Source organism: [Flexibacter] sp. ATCC 35103, assembly GCF_001975985.1.
In the GTDB taxonomy this organism is placed as follows: domain Bacteria; phylum Bacteroidota; class Bacteroidia; order Flavobacteriales; family Flavobacteriaceae; genus Flavobacterium.
Genome location: NZ_MTQF01000012.1, coordinates 55,828 through 73,121 on the forward strand (window position 1 = coordinate 55,828; position 17,294 = coordinate 73,121).

General features: G+C 32.7%; 19 protein-coding genes. 14 read left to right on the forward strand and 5 right to left on the reverse strand.

The genetic code is table 11. The features are described 5' to 3' along the window. Positions 1-244: 244 nt before the first annotated feature. The 5 genes from BXU01_RS20960 (at position 245) to BXU01_RS20980 (ending at position 5,704) form a co-directional block, all read left to right on the forward strand. The gene (locus tag BXU01_RS20960) at positions 245-1,834 is read left to right on the forward strand and encodes an alpha-amylase family glycosyl hydrolase (protein ID WP_123774129.1); all 1,590 of its coding nucleotides are present in this window, start codon (positions 245-247) and stop codon (positions 1,832-1,834) included. A 331-nt stretch (positions 1,835-2,165) separates the two neighbouring features. Beyond that, complete coding sequence (locus BXU01_RS20965; RefSeq protein ID WP_083695161.1) at positions 2,166-2,843, forward strand: glycerophosphodiester phosphodiesterase family protein; 678 nt, start codon at positions 2,166-2,168, stop codon at positions 2,841-2,843. A gap of 98 nt (positions 2,844-2,941) precedes the next feature. Next, positions 2,942-4,150 carry an NAD(P)/FAD-dependent oxidoreductase gene (locus BXU01_RS20970; RefSeq protein WP_083695164.1) on the forward strand — a complete coding sequence of 403 codons (1,209 nt, stop codon included), beginning with the start codon at positions 2,942-2,944 and terminating at the stop codon, positions 4,148-4,150. Between the two features lie 4 nt (positions 4,151-4,154). After that, the gene (locus BXU01_RS20975; protein WP_255373816.1) at positions 4,155-4,715 is read left to right on the forward strand and encodes an HAD family hydrolase; all 561 of its coding nucleotides are present in this window, start codon (positions 4,155-4,157) and stop codon (positions 4,713-4,715) included. 239 nt (positions 4,716-4,954) lie between these two features. Further along, positions 4,955-5,704, forward strand: coding sequence for a hypothetical protein (locus tag BXU01_RS20980; RefSeq protein ID WP_083695166.1), 750 nt, complete (start codon positions 4,955-4,957; stop codon positions 5,702-5,704). A 5-nt stretch (positions 5,705-5,709) separates the two neighbouring features. Here the strand turns inward: BXU01_RS20980 and BXU01_RS20985 are convergent, their stop codons facing one another. Continuing rightward, positions 5,710-6,186, reverse strand: a complete 477-nt coding sequence (locus tag BXU01_RS20985; RefSeq protein WP_083695169.1) for a TspO/MBR family protein — start codon at positions 6,184-6,186, stop codon at positions 5,710-5,712. A gap of 148 nt (positions 6,187-6,334) precedes the next feature. On the opposite strand from BXU01_RS20985, the gene BXU01_RS20990 reads away from it, so the two are divergent. The 6 genes from BXU01_RS20990 to BXU01_RS21015 all read left to right on the forward strand — a co-directional run bounded on the left by BXU01_RS20990 (position 6,335) and on the right by BXU01_RS21015 (position 11,654). Next, complete coding sequence (locus BXU01_RS20990) at positions 6,335-7,444, forward strand: diphosphomevalonate/mevalonate 3,5-bisphosphate decarboxylase family protein (RefSeq protein ID WP_083695172.1); 1,110 nt, start codon at positions 6,335-6,337, stop codon at positions 7,442-7,444. Positions 7,445-7,480: 36 nt separating this feature from the next. Next, positions 7,481-7,735, forward strand: a complete 255-nt coding sequence (locus tag BXU01_RS20995; RefSeq protein ID WP_055097316.1) for a hypothetical protein — start codon at positions 7,481-7,483, stop codon at positions 7,733-7,735. A 44-nt stretch (positions 7,736-7,779) separates the two neighbouring features. Beyond that, a complete protein-coding gene (locus tag BXU01_RS21000) occupies positions 7,780-8,718 on the forward strand; it encodes a mevalonate kinase (protein WP_083695175.1) in 939 nt (312 codons plus the stop codon). A gap of 73 nt (positions 8,719-8,791) precedes the next feature. After that, complete coding sequence (locus tag BXU01_RS21005) at positions 8,792-9,382, forward strand: hypothetical protein (protein ID WP_083695178.1); 591 nt, start codon at positions 8,792-8,794, stop codon at positions 9,380-9,382. Positions 9,383-9,449: 67 nt separating this feature from the next. Further along, positions 9,450-10,406, forward strand: a complete 957-nt coding sequence (locus BXU01_RS21010) for a geranylgeranylglycerol-phosphate geranylgeranyltransferase (protein ID WP_083695180.1) — start codon at positions 9,450-9,452, stop codon at positions 10,404-10,406. Positions 10,407-10,745: 339 nt separating this feature from the next. Further along, positions 10,746-11,654 (forward strand): pseudouridine synthase, encoded by a 909-nt coding sequence (locus BXU01_RS21015; RefSeq protein ID WP_083695183.1) that lies wholly within the window; start codon positions 10,746-10,748, stop codon positions 11,652-11,654. A gap of 66 nt (positions 11,655-11,720) precedes the next feature. Here BXU01_RS21015 and BXU01_RS21020 read toward each other — a convergent pair whose 3' ends face one another. Further along, positions 11,721-12,323, reverse strand: a complete 603-nt coding sequence (locus BXU01_RS21020; RefSeq protein ID WP_083695185.1) for a DUF937 domain-containing protein — start codon at positions 12,321-12,323, stop codon at positions 11,721-11,723. 270 nt (positions 12,324-12,593) lie between these two features. Then, positions 12,594-13,094 (reverse strand): DUF456 domain-containing protein, encoded by a 501-nt coding sequence (locus BXU01_RS21025; RefSeq protein ID WP_083695187.1) that lies wholly within the window; start codon positions 13,092-13,094, stop codon positions 12,594-12,596. A gap of 85 nt (positions 13,095-13,179) precedes the next feature. On the opposite strand from BXU01_RS21025, the gene BXU01_RS21030 reads away from it, so the two are divergent. Both BXU01_RS21030 and BXU01_RS21035 read left to right on the forward strand, forming a co-directional pair. Further along, positions 13,180-13,527 carry a hypothetical protein gene (locus BXU01_RS21030; RefSeq protein ID WP_083695189.1) on the forward strand — a complete coding sequence of 116 codons (348 nt, stop codon included), beginning with the start codon at positions 13,180-13,182 and terminating at the stop codon, positions 13,525-13,527. 46 nt (positions 13,528-13,573) lie between these two features. Beyond that, entirely contained in the window at positions 13,574-14,059 is a 486-nt protein-coding gene (locus BXU01_RS21035; protein ID WP_083695192.1) for a hypothetical protein, read from the forward strand. 283 nt (positions 14,060-14,342) lie between these two features. Here the strand turns inward: BXU01_RS21035 and BXU01_RS21040 are convergent, their stop codons facing one another. Together BXU01_RS21040 and BXU01_RS21045 are read right to left on the reverse strand one after the other, a co-directional pair. Further along, positions 14,343-15,449, reverse strand: a complete 1,107-nt coding sequence (locus BXU01_RS21040; protein WP_083695195.1) for a glycosyltransferase — start codon at positions 15,447-15,449, stop codon at positions 14,343-14,345. Between the two features lie 205 nt (positions 15,450-15,654). Further along, entirely contained in the window at positions 15,655-16,599 is a 945-nt protein-coding gene (locus BXU01_RS21045) for a lysylphosphatidylglycerol synthase domain-containing protein (RefSeq protein WP_083695471.1), read from the reverse strand. Between the two features lie 104 nt (positions 16,600-16,703). Between BXU01_RS21045 and ruvC the strand changes: the two genes are divergently transcribed. Continuing rightward, a complete protein-coding gene (ruvC, locus tag BXU01_RS21050) occupies positions 16,704-17,258 on the forward strand; it encodes a crossover junction endodeoxyribonuclease RuvC (RefSeq protein WP_082421310.1) in 555 nt (184 codons plus the stop codon). The last annotated feature ends 36 nt before the right edge of the window (positions 17,259-17,294 follow it).

The following is a 17,294-nucleotide window of genomic DNA, read 5'->3' on the forward strand; positions in this document are numbered from 1 at the left end:
TTTGATAGGTATGTGTAAATGATGTATCATTTATTTTCATCTTTTCAAAGGAAATAAAATCTATGTTTCTATGGGTTTAAATTTTAGACAATACATTTTCTGCCACAAATTCACAAACTATATAAAAACAATAATTCGTGAATTCGTGGCGGTTTTTTCATTTATATGCTTTCCTTTCTTTATCTTTAAGATTCTTTGCATGTAAAGACGCACTGCGGTGCGCCTCTACAATAAATAAATTTCAATGAATAAAGACAATACTTCAAAAACGCCTTTCGTTTGGGAAGGTGCAAACATATATTTTTTACTTACCGATCGTTTTTATAATGGAAATCCTTCGAACGATATCAACTTCAACCGAACCCAAACTTCGGGAAAACTGCGTGGTTTTGAAGGCGGTGATATCATCGGAATCATTAAAAAAATCGACGAAGGTTACTTTGATCAATTAGGTATAAATGTGATTTGGCTTACACCTATTGTGGAACAAATTCACGATGGTGTCGATGAAGGAACCGGACTTAGCTATGGCTATCATGGTTATTGGGCAAGAGACTGGACGGCTTTAGATCCAAACTTTGGATCCAAAGAAGATTTAGCCAATCTGGTGAAAAAAGCGCATGAAAAAGGCATCAGAATTATGCTTGACGGCGTTATCAATCATACCGGACCAGTAACTCCTGAAGATCCTGTCTGGCCTAAAGATTGGGTTAGAACCGGAATTGTATGCGATTACAAATCATTTGAAAATACCACGATGTGTACCCTGGTAGATAATCTTCCTGACATACGAACCGAAAGTAATCAAGATGTAGCATTGCCTCCTTTTTTAATCGAAAAATGGAAAAATGAAGGTCGTTATGATAAAGAAACCACTTCATTAGACGAGTTTTTCAAAAGAACAAAATATCCCAGATCACCTAAATATTATATTATAAAATGGCTGACAGATTATATTCTGGAGTTTGGGATTGACGGTTACAGAGCCGATACCGTAAAACATACTGAAGAAAACGTTTGGGCTGATTTTAAAAAAGAATGTGAATACGCTTTCGAAACCTGGAAGAAAAATCATCCATCAGAAATACTAGATCAAAATCCTTTTTATACCATTGCTGAAGTTTATGGTTATGGAATTAGCGGTGGACAAGATTATGATTTTGGAGATAGAAAAGTAAATTATTTCGATAATGGCTTTAATAGCATGATCAATTTTGAGTTTAAACTAGATGCTCAAAATGATTATGAAGCTATATTTTCGAAGTATTCACATAAACTTCAAAATGAATTAAACGGTTACAGCGTTCTTAATTATATATCCTCACACGATGATCCCGATCCTTTTGATGGCAATCGTAACAGAACTTTTGAATCCGGAACCAAATTATTGCTTTCCCCCGGAATTTCTCAGGTTTATTATGGAGATGAATCAGGTCGATCTTTGGTAATAGAAGGAACTGAAGGCGATGCCACTTTACGTTCTTTCATGAATTGGGATGATATTGAGTCAGACCAAGAAACAAAGAGAATACTTTGGCATTGGCAAAAATTGGGTCAATTTCGAAGAAACCATCCAGCTGTTGGCGCAGGAATACATACTATGATTACTGAAAAACCGTATATTTTTTCGCGAATATTCAATAAAAATAATTTTTCTGATCAAGTTATAATTGGTTTAGATCTTGGTATTGGAATAAAAGAACTTCCTGTAGATTATATTTTCGAAAACGGCACAAAATTAAAAGATGCTTTTTCTAATAAAGAAACAGAAGTTCAGAACGGAAAAGCAATAATCGACTCACAATACGGACTTGTTTTATTAGAGCGTATTTAAGCGCTGAGAAATTATTCTAAAAGTTTTTAGCCACAGATTAAAAAGATTAGCACAGATTTTAAAAATCCTTTTAATCTTTTTAATCTGTGGCTAACTTTTTTCCATTCCTTATTACTGTGATTAAACTTTTAGAAATCTTTCTCTCGCAGATTAAAAAGTCTATACGGACAGATTATTTATAAATACATTTTAAAAAAATCTGCAAAATCTGCTCAAATCTTTTTAAAATCTGCGTGAAACAAAAAATCATTTTAATCTGTGTCCAACTTTTTTTCCATTCCTTGCAACCTTTGCGTAAAACTTTGCGACCTTTGCGGTAAAATCTTCACACATGCTAAAAATAGCCCATCGCGGTGCCAAAGGATACGACCCCGAAAATACCTTAAAAGCATTCCAGAAAGCATTAGACTTAAATGCTGACGGAATTGAACTGGATGTTCACCTTAGTTCTGACGGACATATTATAGTAATTCATGACGAAACAATTGACAGAACGACCAATGGTAAAGGTGCTGTAAATGACTTCTCCTTATCTGAATTAAAGACGTTTTTGATTGATGAGAAAGATCAAATACCAACTTTAAATGAGGTTTTTGATTTGGTAAACAAAAAATGCCTGATCAATATCGAATTGAAAGGTTTAGGAACTGCAGCTAAAGTTGTCGCTTTGATTGAAAAATATATTGCTGATAAAAACTGGAATTACGGACATTTTATCATTTCTAGTTTTGATTGGGATTTACTACAGGAAACGACAAATCTAAATTCAAATATAGCAATTGGAGTTTTAACAGAAGATGATCTGGAGAAAGCTTTGGCTTTTGCCGAATTAATAGAAGCACACGCCATTCATCCGGATTACCAATTATTAAATCTGGAGAATGTTCAGGAAATACAGGAAAAAGGTTTTCTTGTTTTCCCCTGGACAGTAGACAATAAAGAAGACATTAAAAAAATACAAAGTTACCACGTAGACGGAATTATCTCTGATTTTCCTGATAAACTATAAAGTGTAATAGCCACGAATTCACGAATTATTTTTTGACAATGTGTGAGAATAAAAATTCGTGAATTCGTGGCTAAAACTCTTGTGACAAAAAATAAAATATGATCAAAAATTTCGACATAATTATTGTTGGCGGAGGCGCTGCAGGTTTTTTTACCGCGATTAATATTGCAGAGAAAAATCCGAAACTTAAAATTGCCATTTTAGAAAGAGGAAAAGAAGTACTTTCTAAAGTTCGCGTTTCCGGCGGCGGAAGATGCAATGTAACTCACGCTTGTTTTGAGCCAAGTGAACTCGTCAAATTTTATCCTCGTGGCGAGAAAGAGCTTCGTGGGCCTTTTCATCAGTTTTGTTCCGGAGATACAATTGAATGGTTTGAAAAACATGGTGTTGAATTAAAAATTGAAGACGACGGAAGAATGTTTCCCGTTTCGAATTCATCGCAAACCATTATTGATTGTTTCCTCGAAGCAACCGGAAAATTAGGTATTAAAGTTCTAACTGGTCAAAGTGTACAATCGATCTTTAAAGCCGAAAATCATTGGAAAATTGACACGCAGGACGAAAATTATGCTACAGAAAAATTAGTTCTCGCGACAGGAAGTAATCCTAAAATTTGGGAAATGTTACAAACCCAAGGACATGCCATTGTAAGTCCTGTACCTTCCCTATTTACCTTCAACATCAAAGATTCCCGTATAAAAGAATTACCAGGCGTAGCAGCACAAGTTACCGTAAACGTAAAAGATACCAAACTAGAATCTACCGGACCTTTATTAATCACACACTGGGGAATGAGTGGTCCCGCAATTTTGAAACTTTCGGCTTGGGGAGCACGCATTTTATTCGATAAAAATTACCAGTTTACGATTTTTGTCAATTGGCTAAATGATGTTGATACCGAAGATGCCGAAAAAATCCTAAAAGACTTAAAACAAGAACATGCCAAAAAAGCGGTTTCTAAAAAATCTCCTTTCGATTTCCCAAATCGTTTATGGGAAAGTCTGGTTCTAGCTGCAGCAATTGAAGCCGAAACAAAATGGGCTGATTTGTCTAAAATTCAATTACAAAACTTAGCTGCTCAACTCACAAAAGCTGAATTTAAAGTAAATGGAAAAAGTACTTTTAAAGAAGAATTTGTTACCGCAGGCGGAATTGATTTAAAAGAAATCAACTTTAAAACCATGGAAAGCAAGTTGCATCAAAACCTATATTTTGCAGGTGAAATTGTTAATATTGATGCGATTACCGGAGGGTTCAATTTTCAGAATGCCTGGACAAGCGGGTTTATTTTGGCTAATAATATTTAATAGAATGAAATACAAAGGAATTATTTTTGATTTAGACGGAACGTTAGTAAACTCATTAGAAGACATTTCCGACGCAATGAATACAGTACTTACAAGTCTGAATTATCCAATACATACTTATGATGCTTATCAATATTTTATTGGTAGTGGTTTACGAAATTTAGTTAGCAAAGCTTTACCTTCATCAAACAATAGCGAAGATCAAATTGAAACTTGTTTTGAGACTATGATTAATGAATATCGTAAAATCTGTACGCTTAAAACAAAACCTTATAACGGAATCAATGAATTATTAGATCATTTGGTTTCACAAAACATAAAACTAGCCGTGTTTTCGAACAAAGCCGATGAGCTTACTAAAAAAATAGCTACAGAAATATTTCCTGATTATTTTAATAATGCAATTGGACTAAGTACCGAAGCCCTTAAAAAACCAAATCCGTTTGAAGCAATAGAAATAAGCAAAAACTGGAATTTAAAACCGGAAGAAATAATTTTCGTAGGAGATTCTGATATTGATATGCAAACTGCTATAAATGCTGAAATGTTTCCTGTTGGTGTTTAGTGGGGATATCGAACAGAAGAAGAATTAATCGCGAGCGGCGCAAAATTGGTAATAAATAGTCCGTTGGAATTAATTGAAATCGTATAAAATCATTTGATCGCAGTTTTCAGTCACAATTTCAACCTTTAAAATTGCAGCAGAAAATAAAAAAACATAAACAAATTAACACGAATTTACAGATTCTGTAAGTTTTCATTAAGAGTATTCTAATAATTTTACTCTCATCTAATTAATCCTAAATGAAAGTAATATTATTTACTATAATTTCTTTTTTATCATACCAACTTGGAATTTCGCAAACAGAAAAACTACTTCACGGAATAGTTCTCTCTAATAATAATCCGCTTAATAAAGTAGAAGTTATCAATAAAACTGCAAAAACCAGCAGCAGAACAAATGATTTGGGAGGTTTCTCTATTCTGGTTCAGGTCAACGACAGTTTGTTGTTTTTCTCTAAAGATTATTTTTTTACACGATTAAAAATAACTCCAGAAATTATTGATCGTGATAATCTAACTGTAAATATGACTATAAAGGCCGAAGAATTAAGAGAAGTCATCGTTACGTCTATAAAATTTGACCAAGTCCACAGTTCCCAAAAAAATATAGATGATATAAAATTTACAAAAGACAACCAGTCTTTACAAAAATATACCGGCGTTTATGACGGAACTATTGCCAATGGCATGGACTTTGGCAGAATGGGAACCGGACTTTTAAATTTATTTAAAAAAGATAAACAAGAAGAACTCAAAAAGAAAACTTCAGAAACCGGTTTCAAAAAATTAGTAGCAGCATCGATTCCTTATGCCTTTTTTACTCAGGAATTAAAATTAAAGCCAGAAGAAAAAGATCTTTTTATTGATTTCTGCGATGCTGACCCAAGATCTGCAAAACTTTTAGTAAACAATAATATATTGACCACAATGGATTTTTTGTATGCTAAAAATGAGATGTTCAAAAAAGAAAAAGTAGAGTCTAAAAATTAGAAAAACTATCTGTTAAGCCACCAGATACTTGCATTCAAAATTCCGGCAAAAGCAACCCAAGCCATATACGGAATTAATAAATATCCTGCCGTTTTATTGATTTTTATAAACTTTAAATACGTTTCATAAATCATTAGCCATAATAGTGCAATTTCGATTAAAGCCAACATCGGATTTTTTAAACCAAAGAAAATATACGACCATATAGCATTTAATGTCAATTGAATTAAAAAGAAACCCAAAGCTTTTTTTACTTCTTCGTTCTGTTCCTTTATTTTATCCCAAACTAATCCGGCAGCAACCGCCATTAAAATGTAAAGCAATGTCCAAACCGGCATAAAAATCCAATTTGGCGGATTAAAAGCAGGTTTTATAATCGTTGGATACCAGCTTTCAACACTTGGCCTTGTAACGACACTTGCAGAATAACCTACCATTAAACAAATAATTAGCGATATGACGATTTTGGTGACCTTATTCATTAGATTTTTTTTTCAAAAATAATCAAAAGAAAGTTTAAACCATAGTAAGTCCTATAAGTTCATTTTAGTTGAAGTTTCATTTATATTTTCTTATATAACTTATATGGTAAAAATATTTAAAAACTATCTTTGCCAAAATTTATAATTCATGTTTACAGCAACTGATTTTATTCCTGAAAAATATACTTCGACTATAGAAAATGGAAATTTTGAATGGAGTGCTCCCAGCAATATTGCATTAGTAAAATATTGGGGGAAAAAAGACAATCAAATTCCAGCAAATCCATCGGTAAGTTTTACGCTCAATAACTGTAAAACAATTACCAAATTAGGATTTGAGAAGAAAGACACTTCTCCCGAAACCTCGGGATCGCTCAGCGTGACACCTTTTTCATTTGATTTACTTTTTGAAGGAAAACCAAAAGAAGATTTCAAACCTAAGATTCAAAAGTTCTTAGAACGAATTGAAATTTATTTACCTTTTCTAAAAAACTATCATTTTACGATTGATACGCAAAACACGTTTCCTCACAGTTCCGGAATTGCATCTTCGGCTTCAGGAATGGCAGCTTTGGCAATGAATTTTATGAGTTTGGAAAGAGTATTGAATCCTGAAATGACAGAGGAATACTTTTACCAAAAAGCTTCTTTTTTAGCCCGTTTAGGTTCCGGAAGTGCTTGTAGAAGTGTAAAAGGAAATGTTGTTGCTTGGGGAAATCAGGCAAATATCAAAAGAAGTTCAGATTTATACGGAGTTGAATTTCCGTATGCTATACATGAGAATTTCAAAAATTATCAGGATACGATTTTATTAGTTGATAAAGGCGAAAAACAAGTTTCGAGTACTGTAGGACATGATTTAATGCACAATCACCCTTATGCGGAAAGACGTTTTGCTCAGGCACACGAAAATCTGGATCAATTGATTGCTATTTTCGAAAGTGGAAATTTAGACGAATTCATTAAAGTTGTAGAAAGCGAAGCTTTGACTCTGCACGCTATGATGATGACATCGATGCCGTATTTTATTTTGATGAAACCAAACACATTGCAGATCATAAATGCAATCTGGAAATTCAGAAATGAAACCCAGATTCCGGTTTGTTTTACGCTTGATGCCGGAGCAAATGTCCATGTACTTTATCCCGAAAACGTTAGCGATAAAGTATTACAATTTATTCAGGACGAATTAGTTGTATTTTGTCAGAATGGTCAGTACATTTGTGACCAAATTGGAGACGGTGCAATTGCATTATAATTTTCCGTATCTTTATATATAATATCTATTTTAGTTATGAACACTGCAACAATAAAACTTTACGATTTATTTAGAAAAGAACTTAATCTTGACGAAAGTAAGGCTAAAGAATTTGTTGAAGCAATCGACAGAACTATTAGCGAAGAAATTAGACAGGATAAAAACGAAATTGCAACTAGAGATTTTGTAAAAAAAGAAATTACAGATGCAAAAAATGATATGATAAAATGGTTTGTTGGTCTATTTTTTGCATTGGCCATGATGATTATTGGATTATATATTAAAGGTTAATAAACGAAGAAAACTTCTTCCTAAAAGAAAGACATTAAATAAACATGAAAGGACCATTATTTTACTCAAAAATATTACTCTTTGGAGAATACGGAATTATCCGCGACTCTAAAGGACTTTCTATTCCTTATAATTTTTATAATGGTGCATTGAAAAAATCCGAAGAACCTTCGGCAGAAGCAATCGCATCAAACGCAAGTTTAAAACGTTACGTAACTTACCTTGAAAATTTACAAACTGAACAACCGGAATTGGTTGCTTTTGATTTGATAAGTTTAAAGAATGACGTCGAAACAGGTATGTATTTTGACTCCAGTATTCCGCAAGGATACGGAGTTGGTAGTAGCGGCGCTCTTGTTGCTGCTATTTACGACAAATATGCTACACACAAAATAACCGTTTTAGAGAATTTAACTCGCGAAAAACTGTTACAACTTAAAAATATTTTTGCTCAAATGGAGAGTTTTTTCCACGGTAAAAGCTCTGGTTTAGATCCTTTAAACAGTTATTTGAGTATTCCGATTTTAATCAATTCCAAAGACAATATTGAAGCAACCGGAATCCCGACTCAAAGTTTTGACGGAAAAGGTGCTGTGTTTTTATTAGATTCTGGAATTGTTGGAGAAACTGCACCAATGGTAAACATTTTCATGGAAAACCTAAAAGACAAAGGTTTCCGTGCGATGCTTAAAAACCAATTTGTAAAATATACTGATGCTTGCGTAGAGAACTTTTTGCATGGCGACATGAAATCGTTGTTTATGAATACTAAAAAGCTATCAAAAGTCGTTTTAAACAACTTTAAACCAATGATTCCGGAGCAATTTCATGGAATCTGGCAAAACGGCATAGACACAAATGATTATTATTTAAAACTTTGTGGTTCTGGCGGAGGTGGTTATATTCTAGGCTTTACTGAAGATTTAGAGCGTGCGAAACAATCTCTAAAAGACTATAAGTTAGAGGTCGTTTACCAATTCTAAATAAGTAGACCGCTAAAAAGACTGGCTTATTGAATATGCTTTCCTAGAATTATTACCTTAAAAGTTATTTAATATGAAAAGTATTTTAAAGATTATAAAAGCAACTTTTTTAGGCGGAATTCTATTTCTTGCACCTCTCGTTTTATTATTGGTTCTTTTAGAAAAAGGATATCACATTATTCAGAAAATTACACTTCCAATTATAAATCATTTTCCTAAAGTGAAAATTCTGGGATTGGCAATTGAAGAGATAGCCGCTATTTTAATCCTTTGCATTATTTGCATTACTGCCGGACTAATAGCCAGAACAGCTTATGCAAAAAGATTGATTCAAAAACTGGAAGACGGAATCTTAAGTTTCGTTCCCGGATATTCATTTATGAAAGGTATAAATGAAAGTATAATGGGTTTTGAATCTAATGAAAACTTAAAAGTTATCCTGGTTCCTACAGATGCAGGACTGCAATTTGCCTTTTTAATCGAGCAAATAAACGAAAACAATTTTGCAGTTTTTATTCCGGATGCACCAAGCCCGTGGAGTGGTTCTGTTTGTTTTGTACAAAAAAAAGATATCACAGAAGTAGGAATTTCTCAAAAAGAAGCCTTAGCTTGCATTCGAAAACTTGGTCTTGGTTCTGCAGCAATACTAAAAGATAAGCTTTAATAATTGCTTCAAAACGCACTTTTACAATACAAGACTTTAATTTAAAATCCCAAACTAACTTCAAAAAATGTTAAGCAGACAGCATAAACTTTTAGTAATGAAAATTGTTAGTCTGTTCTCAGTAGTGAGAGGCTATAACATCCCGATTATTGTTTTGGCACAATATTTATCTGCAATTTTTATATTGGCTCCAGAAAAAAGAGCTCTTGATATTTTACTTGATTTCAACTTATTTTTAATCGTTTTTGCTTCTGCAATCACTATCGCTTCCGGATATATAATTAATAATTTTTACGATAGTCAGAAAGATTTAATCAACAGGCCCAACAAATCAATGCTGGACAGATTAGTAAGTCAGAAAACAAAGCTTTCGGTTTATTTTACACTAAATTTTATTGCCGCTTTAATGGCTTTGATTGTTTCCTGGAGAGCTTTTATATTCTTTTCAGCCTATATTTTCCTGATTTGGTTTTACTCCCATAAAATAAAAAAATACCCAATTGTTGGCAATTTAACCGCCGCTTTTATGGCTGTGATTCCTTTTTTTGCAATTCTTTTATATTTCTATAATAAGATTTCATTTGAAGAGATTGAGGATCATATGAACCATTTCATGGTGATTTCAGCACATGCCGTTTTCTTGTTTTTGTTATTATTGATTCGGGAAATGATAAAAGATCTCGAAAATTTAAAAGGTGACTTGGTAAACAATTACAGAACGATTCCAATCATTTATAATGAGACAGTTTCTAAACAAATCATTACAGCTTTGACCATTTTAACTGTAATTCCGGTTTATATCTTAATCAACATTTATGATGTAGGCTACATGGACATTTACTTTTATGTCTGTTTTGGGGTTTTATTGTTTTTCCTGATTTATTTATGGAGATCGAACTCTAAAGAACAGTTTTTGCTGTTACACAATGTGCTTAAGTTTTTGATTGTTTCTGGTGTTTGCTGCATCGTTTTGATTAATCCTAGTGTTTTATGGCACGGGAAGAATTTGCTTTTACATCCTTAAAAATAGCGCTAAAATGACGCAGATTTTAATGTAAATCTTTTGTGAATCTCGTTTCCCAAGACTTGTTCAAATGTCTTAAGAACCCAATTGCCTGAAATACAATCGATTAATTTACTTAATATTTATTTTCATAGGAGCTCATTGAACTTCGATTATATTGGAAATCATTTTTTTATTGCTAAAAAATAAAAGATTGAAACAAAAAGCGGGAATCCTGCCTAAAAAAAAGCCAATTGTACGGCTCCTGCAACTCTAAAAAATAATAGCTATTAATCTAAGAACAATGAACTTAGGATTATTTAGCAAGAATAAACTATCTTTGCACAAATTACAGAATTTATGAACAATAAGGAAGGCAATAATAAAAGAGGCGGATCAAGACCAAATAGCTCTAGACCAAACTCTAACAAGCCAAAACCTCCTATGGCGAAGCGCGCCCAAGGGCCAAAAAAAGTGAAACCTGCTGTTAAGGCTGCGGAAGAAGAAGCGGCGCAAAAACTTAAAAAACAGAATCAGGCTCCAAAAAGACAAAAAGCTGCAGACGAAATTCGTTTGAACAAATACATCTCTAATTCCGGTGTTTGTTCGCGTCGTGATGCTGATATATACATTCAGTCCGGAAACGTTAAAGTAAATGGCGTACCAGTGACTGAAATGGGCTATTTAGTAAAATTAAATGATGTTATTAATTTTGACGGTGTTGTTCTGACTCCTGAAAAGAAAGAATACATCTTACTGAATAAACCTAAAAACTTTACGACGGCACTTGACGAAGGTCAGGAATACCGTAACGTACTTGAACTTGTTCGTGGTTCTACAACAGCAAAAATTGCTCCGATTGGAAGAATGGATAAAAACACAACTGGTTTGTTGTTGTTTACGAATGATACAGATATGATTCGTAAATTTACTCTGCCAAGTCAGAAATCATCAAAAATCTATCAGGTTTCTTTAGATAAAAATCTAAAATTTGAAGATTTAGAAAAAATAAGCAAAGGTCTTGTTCTTGACGGACATCGCGTGTTTGTTGAAGAGATTAGTTACATTGAAAAAGAAGCAAAAAGTGAAGTAGGTCTTAAATTACGTTCATCGAATGTAAAAGTGGTTCGTGCGATTTTCGAAAACTTTGACTACGATGTTTTACGTATAGATCGTGTATCATTTGCCGGATTAACAAAAAAGAATTTACCCCGAGGTAACTGGCGCTTTTTGACCGAGCAAGAAATCATCAATTTGAAAAACGTTTAAGAAACATCTCAAAATTGATTTAAATATAAAATCCTGTTTTACTTTGTAAGATGGGATTTTTTTATTCTAGAAACTGAAGAAATTATGACCGAAAAGAGTGAAGATAGATCTGCCAATAGATTGATTTTTTTCTTCGACTGATTCGTAACATGAAAAACCAAGGATGATTTTGATTCCGGGAGGAATACTGTTTAAAATATCTCTTTTTTGATCGTCGAGAAGTAATTTTAAACTTTCCAGTAATTGAAGATTGTTTTTAAGATAAGAAGCTACTAATAAAGCTGAAAAGTTAAGAATTTCTCTCGCTGTCTCGCTTTTGATTCCGACTTCGTTTGAAATCATTTCTGAAATTCTTCCTTTTTTATTGGTAAAAATTTCTTTCAGCAAAGCATTTCCTTCTAAACGGTAACAATCATCTACTGATAAAATTCTACCGGATGTAAAATCGACTTCCTGATAAAAGGTAGAATCTTCCGATATTTGTGAAACAATTCCTTTACAAAAATCCGAGTCTTCAGATCTATTATACAAGCCCATTAAAACTGTCCCTATCGAAACATCAATTCCCTTGATTAAAAGGGCATCATTTTCAAAATAAAACTTGTTCAACTTTGAAACAACATTAGAAGAAATAAAACGTCTAAGTTCAATTTGTAGGTTAGGAGTCATACTTAAATTGTTTAAATTATTTAAATCAGTTCAAAATAATCGATAAAGTGAGGCTTTTTATCGTTTATCAGGATAAAAATATAAAATATTTTAACATTTCCAAAAAGCAAGTTAAATACTTGAACAACCAATTAACAGTTGTTTAACTAAAAAAACTGCTCTAGCCAGTAAATATAACCCCTTCGTTATCAAATGAAAGTAAAATTATTTTTTTGTAAATTTTACATTTAAAACAAAAAATAAGAAAAAAGCTTAATAATTGTTACATAATTAAAACAAAAGGTTTCGATATTCCCATGTCACACTCAAAAATATACCTAGAAAAATAATACAAAACATAAAGTTGATAAAACTAGAGGCGAGAAAACCAAGTAAAGATCCAGTTGCGGCTTTTAACGCTCGTTTATGATTTTTAGAATCAAAAATTAATTCTCCTACAAATGCACCAACAAAAGGACCAATAATAACTCCAAAAGGTATTGGAGCCAGAATACCAACTATTAATCCAATATTTGTACCCCAAATTCCATAGGAACTTCCGCCAAATTTCTTCGTTCCTTTTGCAGGAATTACATAATCCAGAACCGTGATGATTATTGTTATTAAAAGCGTAATTCCCAAAATCCAATAATTATTTTCGACCGCCTTTGTCATATATAACAATAGCAAACCAACCCAACAACTTGAAAGACCGGGTAAAATGGGTAAAAAACTACCAAAAACACCAACAATCATGCATATAAAACCAAGTGATAACAGTAGTAAATCCATATATATTTTTGTAATTTTACGCCTACAAACCTTTAATTAAAGCTAGTCAATGCGCAGACTTTTGCAATTTCTAATATTTATATTTTTGATCATTTTGATCAATAACACTGCTTATGCGCAAACTAAAAAATTATCTGTAGACGATCAATTAATTCAGGATAGCATTTATAAAAGTAAGAAGAAAAAAGTTTTAAATTTTTCCATGAAAGAATTTGATGCACTTTTCTTCGAATACTTTAATCGTAAAAATGATCCAAATGTTGTTTTAACCAAAAAAGAATTTTACAATTATACTGTTCAAATTGCCACTTTTTCTGATAGATTATCATCTTTATATCCTGAACAAAAAGAAATTGCTGCAAAAAATAAAGAAAAATGGCTATCAGAAAACTATGAAGATTATCTGCAATACAAAGGTTCCCAAAAAAAATAATCGTATTTTTATACTTTAATTATTTCATTCAATCAACATCAGAATCTTGAAGCAGTTTTTCCTTTTTTTAATTATCCTATTTTTCAATTCTTGTCAATATTTTGAGAAGCAGGTTCCCTCTGAAAAAGAGTTACTTCAAAAAGAATTAAAATCAATCAACTGGAAAGAAGTTGACGAATATCCATCTGTAGCTAATTGCGAAAAAATTGCTGATAAAAAACAACGCCAACAATGTTTTTTTGAAGTTATGGCGCAGCTTATCCAGGAGAAACTAGATATCGATACACTTTCAATATTGTATCCTGAACTGGATACTATCGAAGTAAAAGTAACCGTTTTTCCAAACGCCACAATGAAATTCGAACCGCAATTTCCTAAAGATTCTGTCGCTTACGACACTATCAAAATCGACAGTATTCTGCATGCGAGGTTAGTCGATTTCCCTAAAATAAATCCTGCCTTAAAACGCGGACTTCCGGTAAAAACCCAATTTATTTTGCCTGTTATTCTTAAAGAAAAAGGGAAAGAATAAATTTTACTTTTTAAGATTTATTTTTTTTAGGAGCTATTTCCTGCTGTTCCTTCCAATCTTTTATGCCGAACCCCGGCACAAAAGGATTTTCCCTCCCATCAGGGCTAGGGCTTCGGTTTTCATAAAAACATTTCTCAAGAATAGAAGTTTTCAAAATAAAAATCCGCATAAATCCGCACTTTCGCGAAGCGAATCTGTGTCATCCGCGTGCCATTTAGCGTTCCAAATAGTATAGGTTTTCCATTGGAATTTGGAATTTATCCCAAGCTTTCGGGATTGGAATTTAATTTCTAAACCTTCTTCCCTTCCATTCATAAGTCCCAAACAAACTATACAAAGCTACAGTTGTACTAAAAAAAGGATACAGCAAACTACTTAATACCAAACTTTTTATGCCGTTTTTTGCCAGAAATTGATTCGTGATATAAAGTAAAACAAAATCGATTATAAACTTAAAAAAGGCCAGTAAAACAAAAAATTGATAAGGCCAAATTCCGAAAATAAAAAAGAAAAAACCAATGATAAAATTGACGTTTCCAGCAAAAACTATCAATCCCAAAACCTTTCCAAACTTACTTTGATATGAACTTGTTTTCGCAGCCCAGCGTACTCTTTGATAAAATAAAGCTTTCCAGTTTTCAGTTGGTTTTGTAATCACAATAGCTTCTTTAGCTTTTAAATAATGAACTTCAGTTGGGAATAAATTGGCAGCTTTTTGTAATAAGAAAACATCATCTCCACTCGCGATTTTATTATTTCCTTCAAATCCATTTAATTTTTCAAACAGGGATTTCGTGTACGCAAAATTCGCGCCATTGCACATAAAAGCTTTTTTAATACCAAAACTACCTATTGTTGCCCCTTGCAAACTCGTTAAATCTAATTGCTGAAAATGGTCCAGAAATGAATTTTCACATTTATAAGTTACAGCGCCCGCAAGCATCGAAACATTATTTTGCTGAATATAATTATCGAATGTTAAAAGCCAATTTTCAGGCACCAGACAATCAGCATCTGTAGTAATCACCCAATTGGTCTTTACGTGTTGCATTGCCGTAGCAATAGCATCTTTTTTAGGAGAATTCGAAGCCCGAATATTATCTATTATTGAAATCTGGAATTTGGAATTTAAAATTTGGAATTTTTCGCGAGAATTATCATCTACTAAAATCACTTCGAATAGATCATTTGGATAATTTAAGTTTGAAAAGCTTTGCAAAAGGTTTGGCAAATTCTCTTTTTCATTCCTGAACGGAACTATAATGGTAAAACTCGTTTGAGGTTTTAGATTTTTATTGTGATACTTTTTTACTTTGGTAAAACCATAAATAAGCAAGCCAATACTTGAAAAATAAATAACTAAAATTACACTAAGAATAATGGCAATCATAACTTTGGTTTTAAATCATTTTTCATGAATAAATGCAGTCCCTACGGGACATTTTGCCGATGTTGTTTCTATTATTTCTACCAACATTTAACTCCTAACGGAGTATATCTCGTAGAGATTATATATTGGTAACAAAATTGCTCCGCCCAGAATATCTTGTCCCATAGGAACGATACAATATTACTTAATCATTAAAAATGGATACTTAAATCTTAGGTGAACTTTTAAAATTCAACACATAATAAGCTCCAATAATCACTGGCAAAACTACATTAAGAAACCACATCAAAGTACTTATAAAAACCACAATCCATTCGTTTACTCCCAAAATCCCGAAGAAGTAAATCGCTACACTTCCTTTTACGGCAAAATCCAGAAACTGAAAAGTTGGCAATGATGACGCCAAAAAGTAAACTACTGCAATTGTCGCAATCAAAGTAAAATAAGGTAAATCTACATCAAAAGCCAGAAACAAAAAGTAATACTGATGCGAGAAAACCAAATAACGCAAAACACCTAAAAGAATATTTTTACGATGAATTGGTTTGGGAATCTCATTGATTTTATGCAATAACTTTTCGATCGAATATCCTTTGATTTTTATTTTCTTCACTGAAAACAAAACAATAAAAAGCAATACAAAACCTCCAAACAAAATGGCAACTGTTTGAGTCGTAATAACTTCATATTTAGCATTAAAATACAATAAGCCAAAAAGCCCAAAAATCACAGTTAAGATCATTTGGATTCCGTTGCAAATCAAGTTAAGAAAAACCACTTGTTTAGCTTCAGATTTCGGATAAAACAACGCTTTTCCGGCGTACTCTCCTACTCCGTTTGGCGTAAAAATTCCGGCTGTAAGTGCTGCCAAAACTTGCTTTGTAGCTTCACCCAATGAAATTTCATGAATTACTTTAGCCAGATTTTGCCATTTCAGAATTTCAAAATAACGATTCAAAACACTCAAAAGCAATATAAACCCAATTCCTAAAACTGACTGATTTTTACGAAATAGTGTGATGAACTTTTGCCAGTCGAGTTTGTCGTTGTTTGCCAACTGATTATAAATAAAATAAAATGCACCACCTACAATCAAAAGTTTGACTACAAGAACAAGGAATTGTTTAGCTTTGTGAGGAATTGAAATCATGCCGCAAAAGTAATCAATTTGAAAATGTGGCAATGAAAATGTGCCAATTTGAAAATTAGAAAATGAGTCCATTTTCTAAAACTGAAACAAGAAACAAAAATCACTTGACAAAAGAACGCATCATATTAGGTATTGATCCCGGAACAACCATCATGGGGTTTGGATTGATTAGAGTAATCAATAAAAAAATGGAGTTTTTGCAACTTAACGAATTGCAACTCTCCAAGTATGACAATCATTACCAAAAGTTAAAAATAATTTTTGAGCGAACTATCGAATTAATCGAAACGCATAATCCTGACGAAATAGCGATTGAAGCTCCTTTTTTTGGTAAAAACGTACAATCTATGCTAAAACTGGGTCGTGCACAAGGTGTTGCAATGGCAGCAGGACTTTCTCGAGATATCCCAATTACGGAATACGAACCTAAAAAGATAAAAATGGCTATTACCGGAAACGGAAATGCCAGCAAAGAACAAGTTGCAAAAATGCTGCAACAACTTTTAGGATTAAAAGAATTACCTAAAAACCTGGATTCAACAGATGGTCTGGCAGCTGCGGTTTGCCATTTCTTTAACTCCGGAAAAATAGTTGCAGGAAAAAGTTATACTGGTTGGGACGCATTTGTAAAACAAAACGAAGATAAAGTAAGAAAATAGTTTTCAGTCTCAGTGGCAGTTTACAGTTAAACTGAG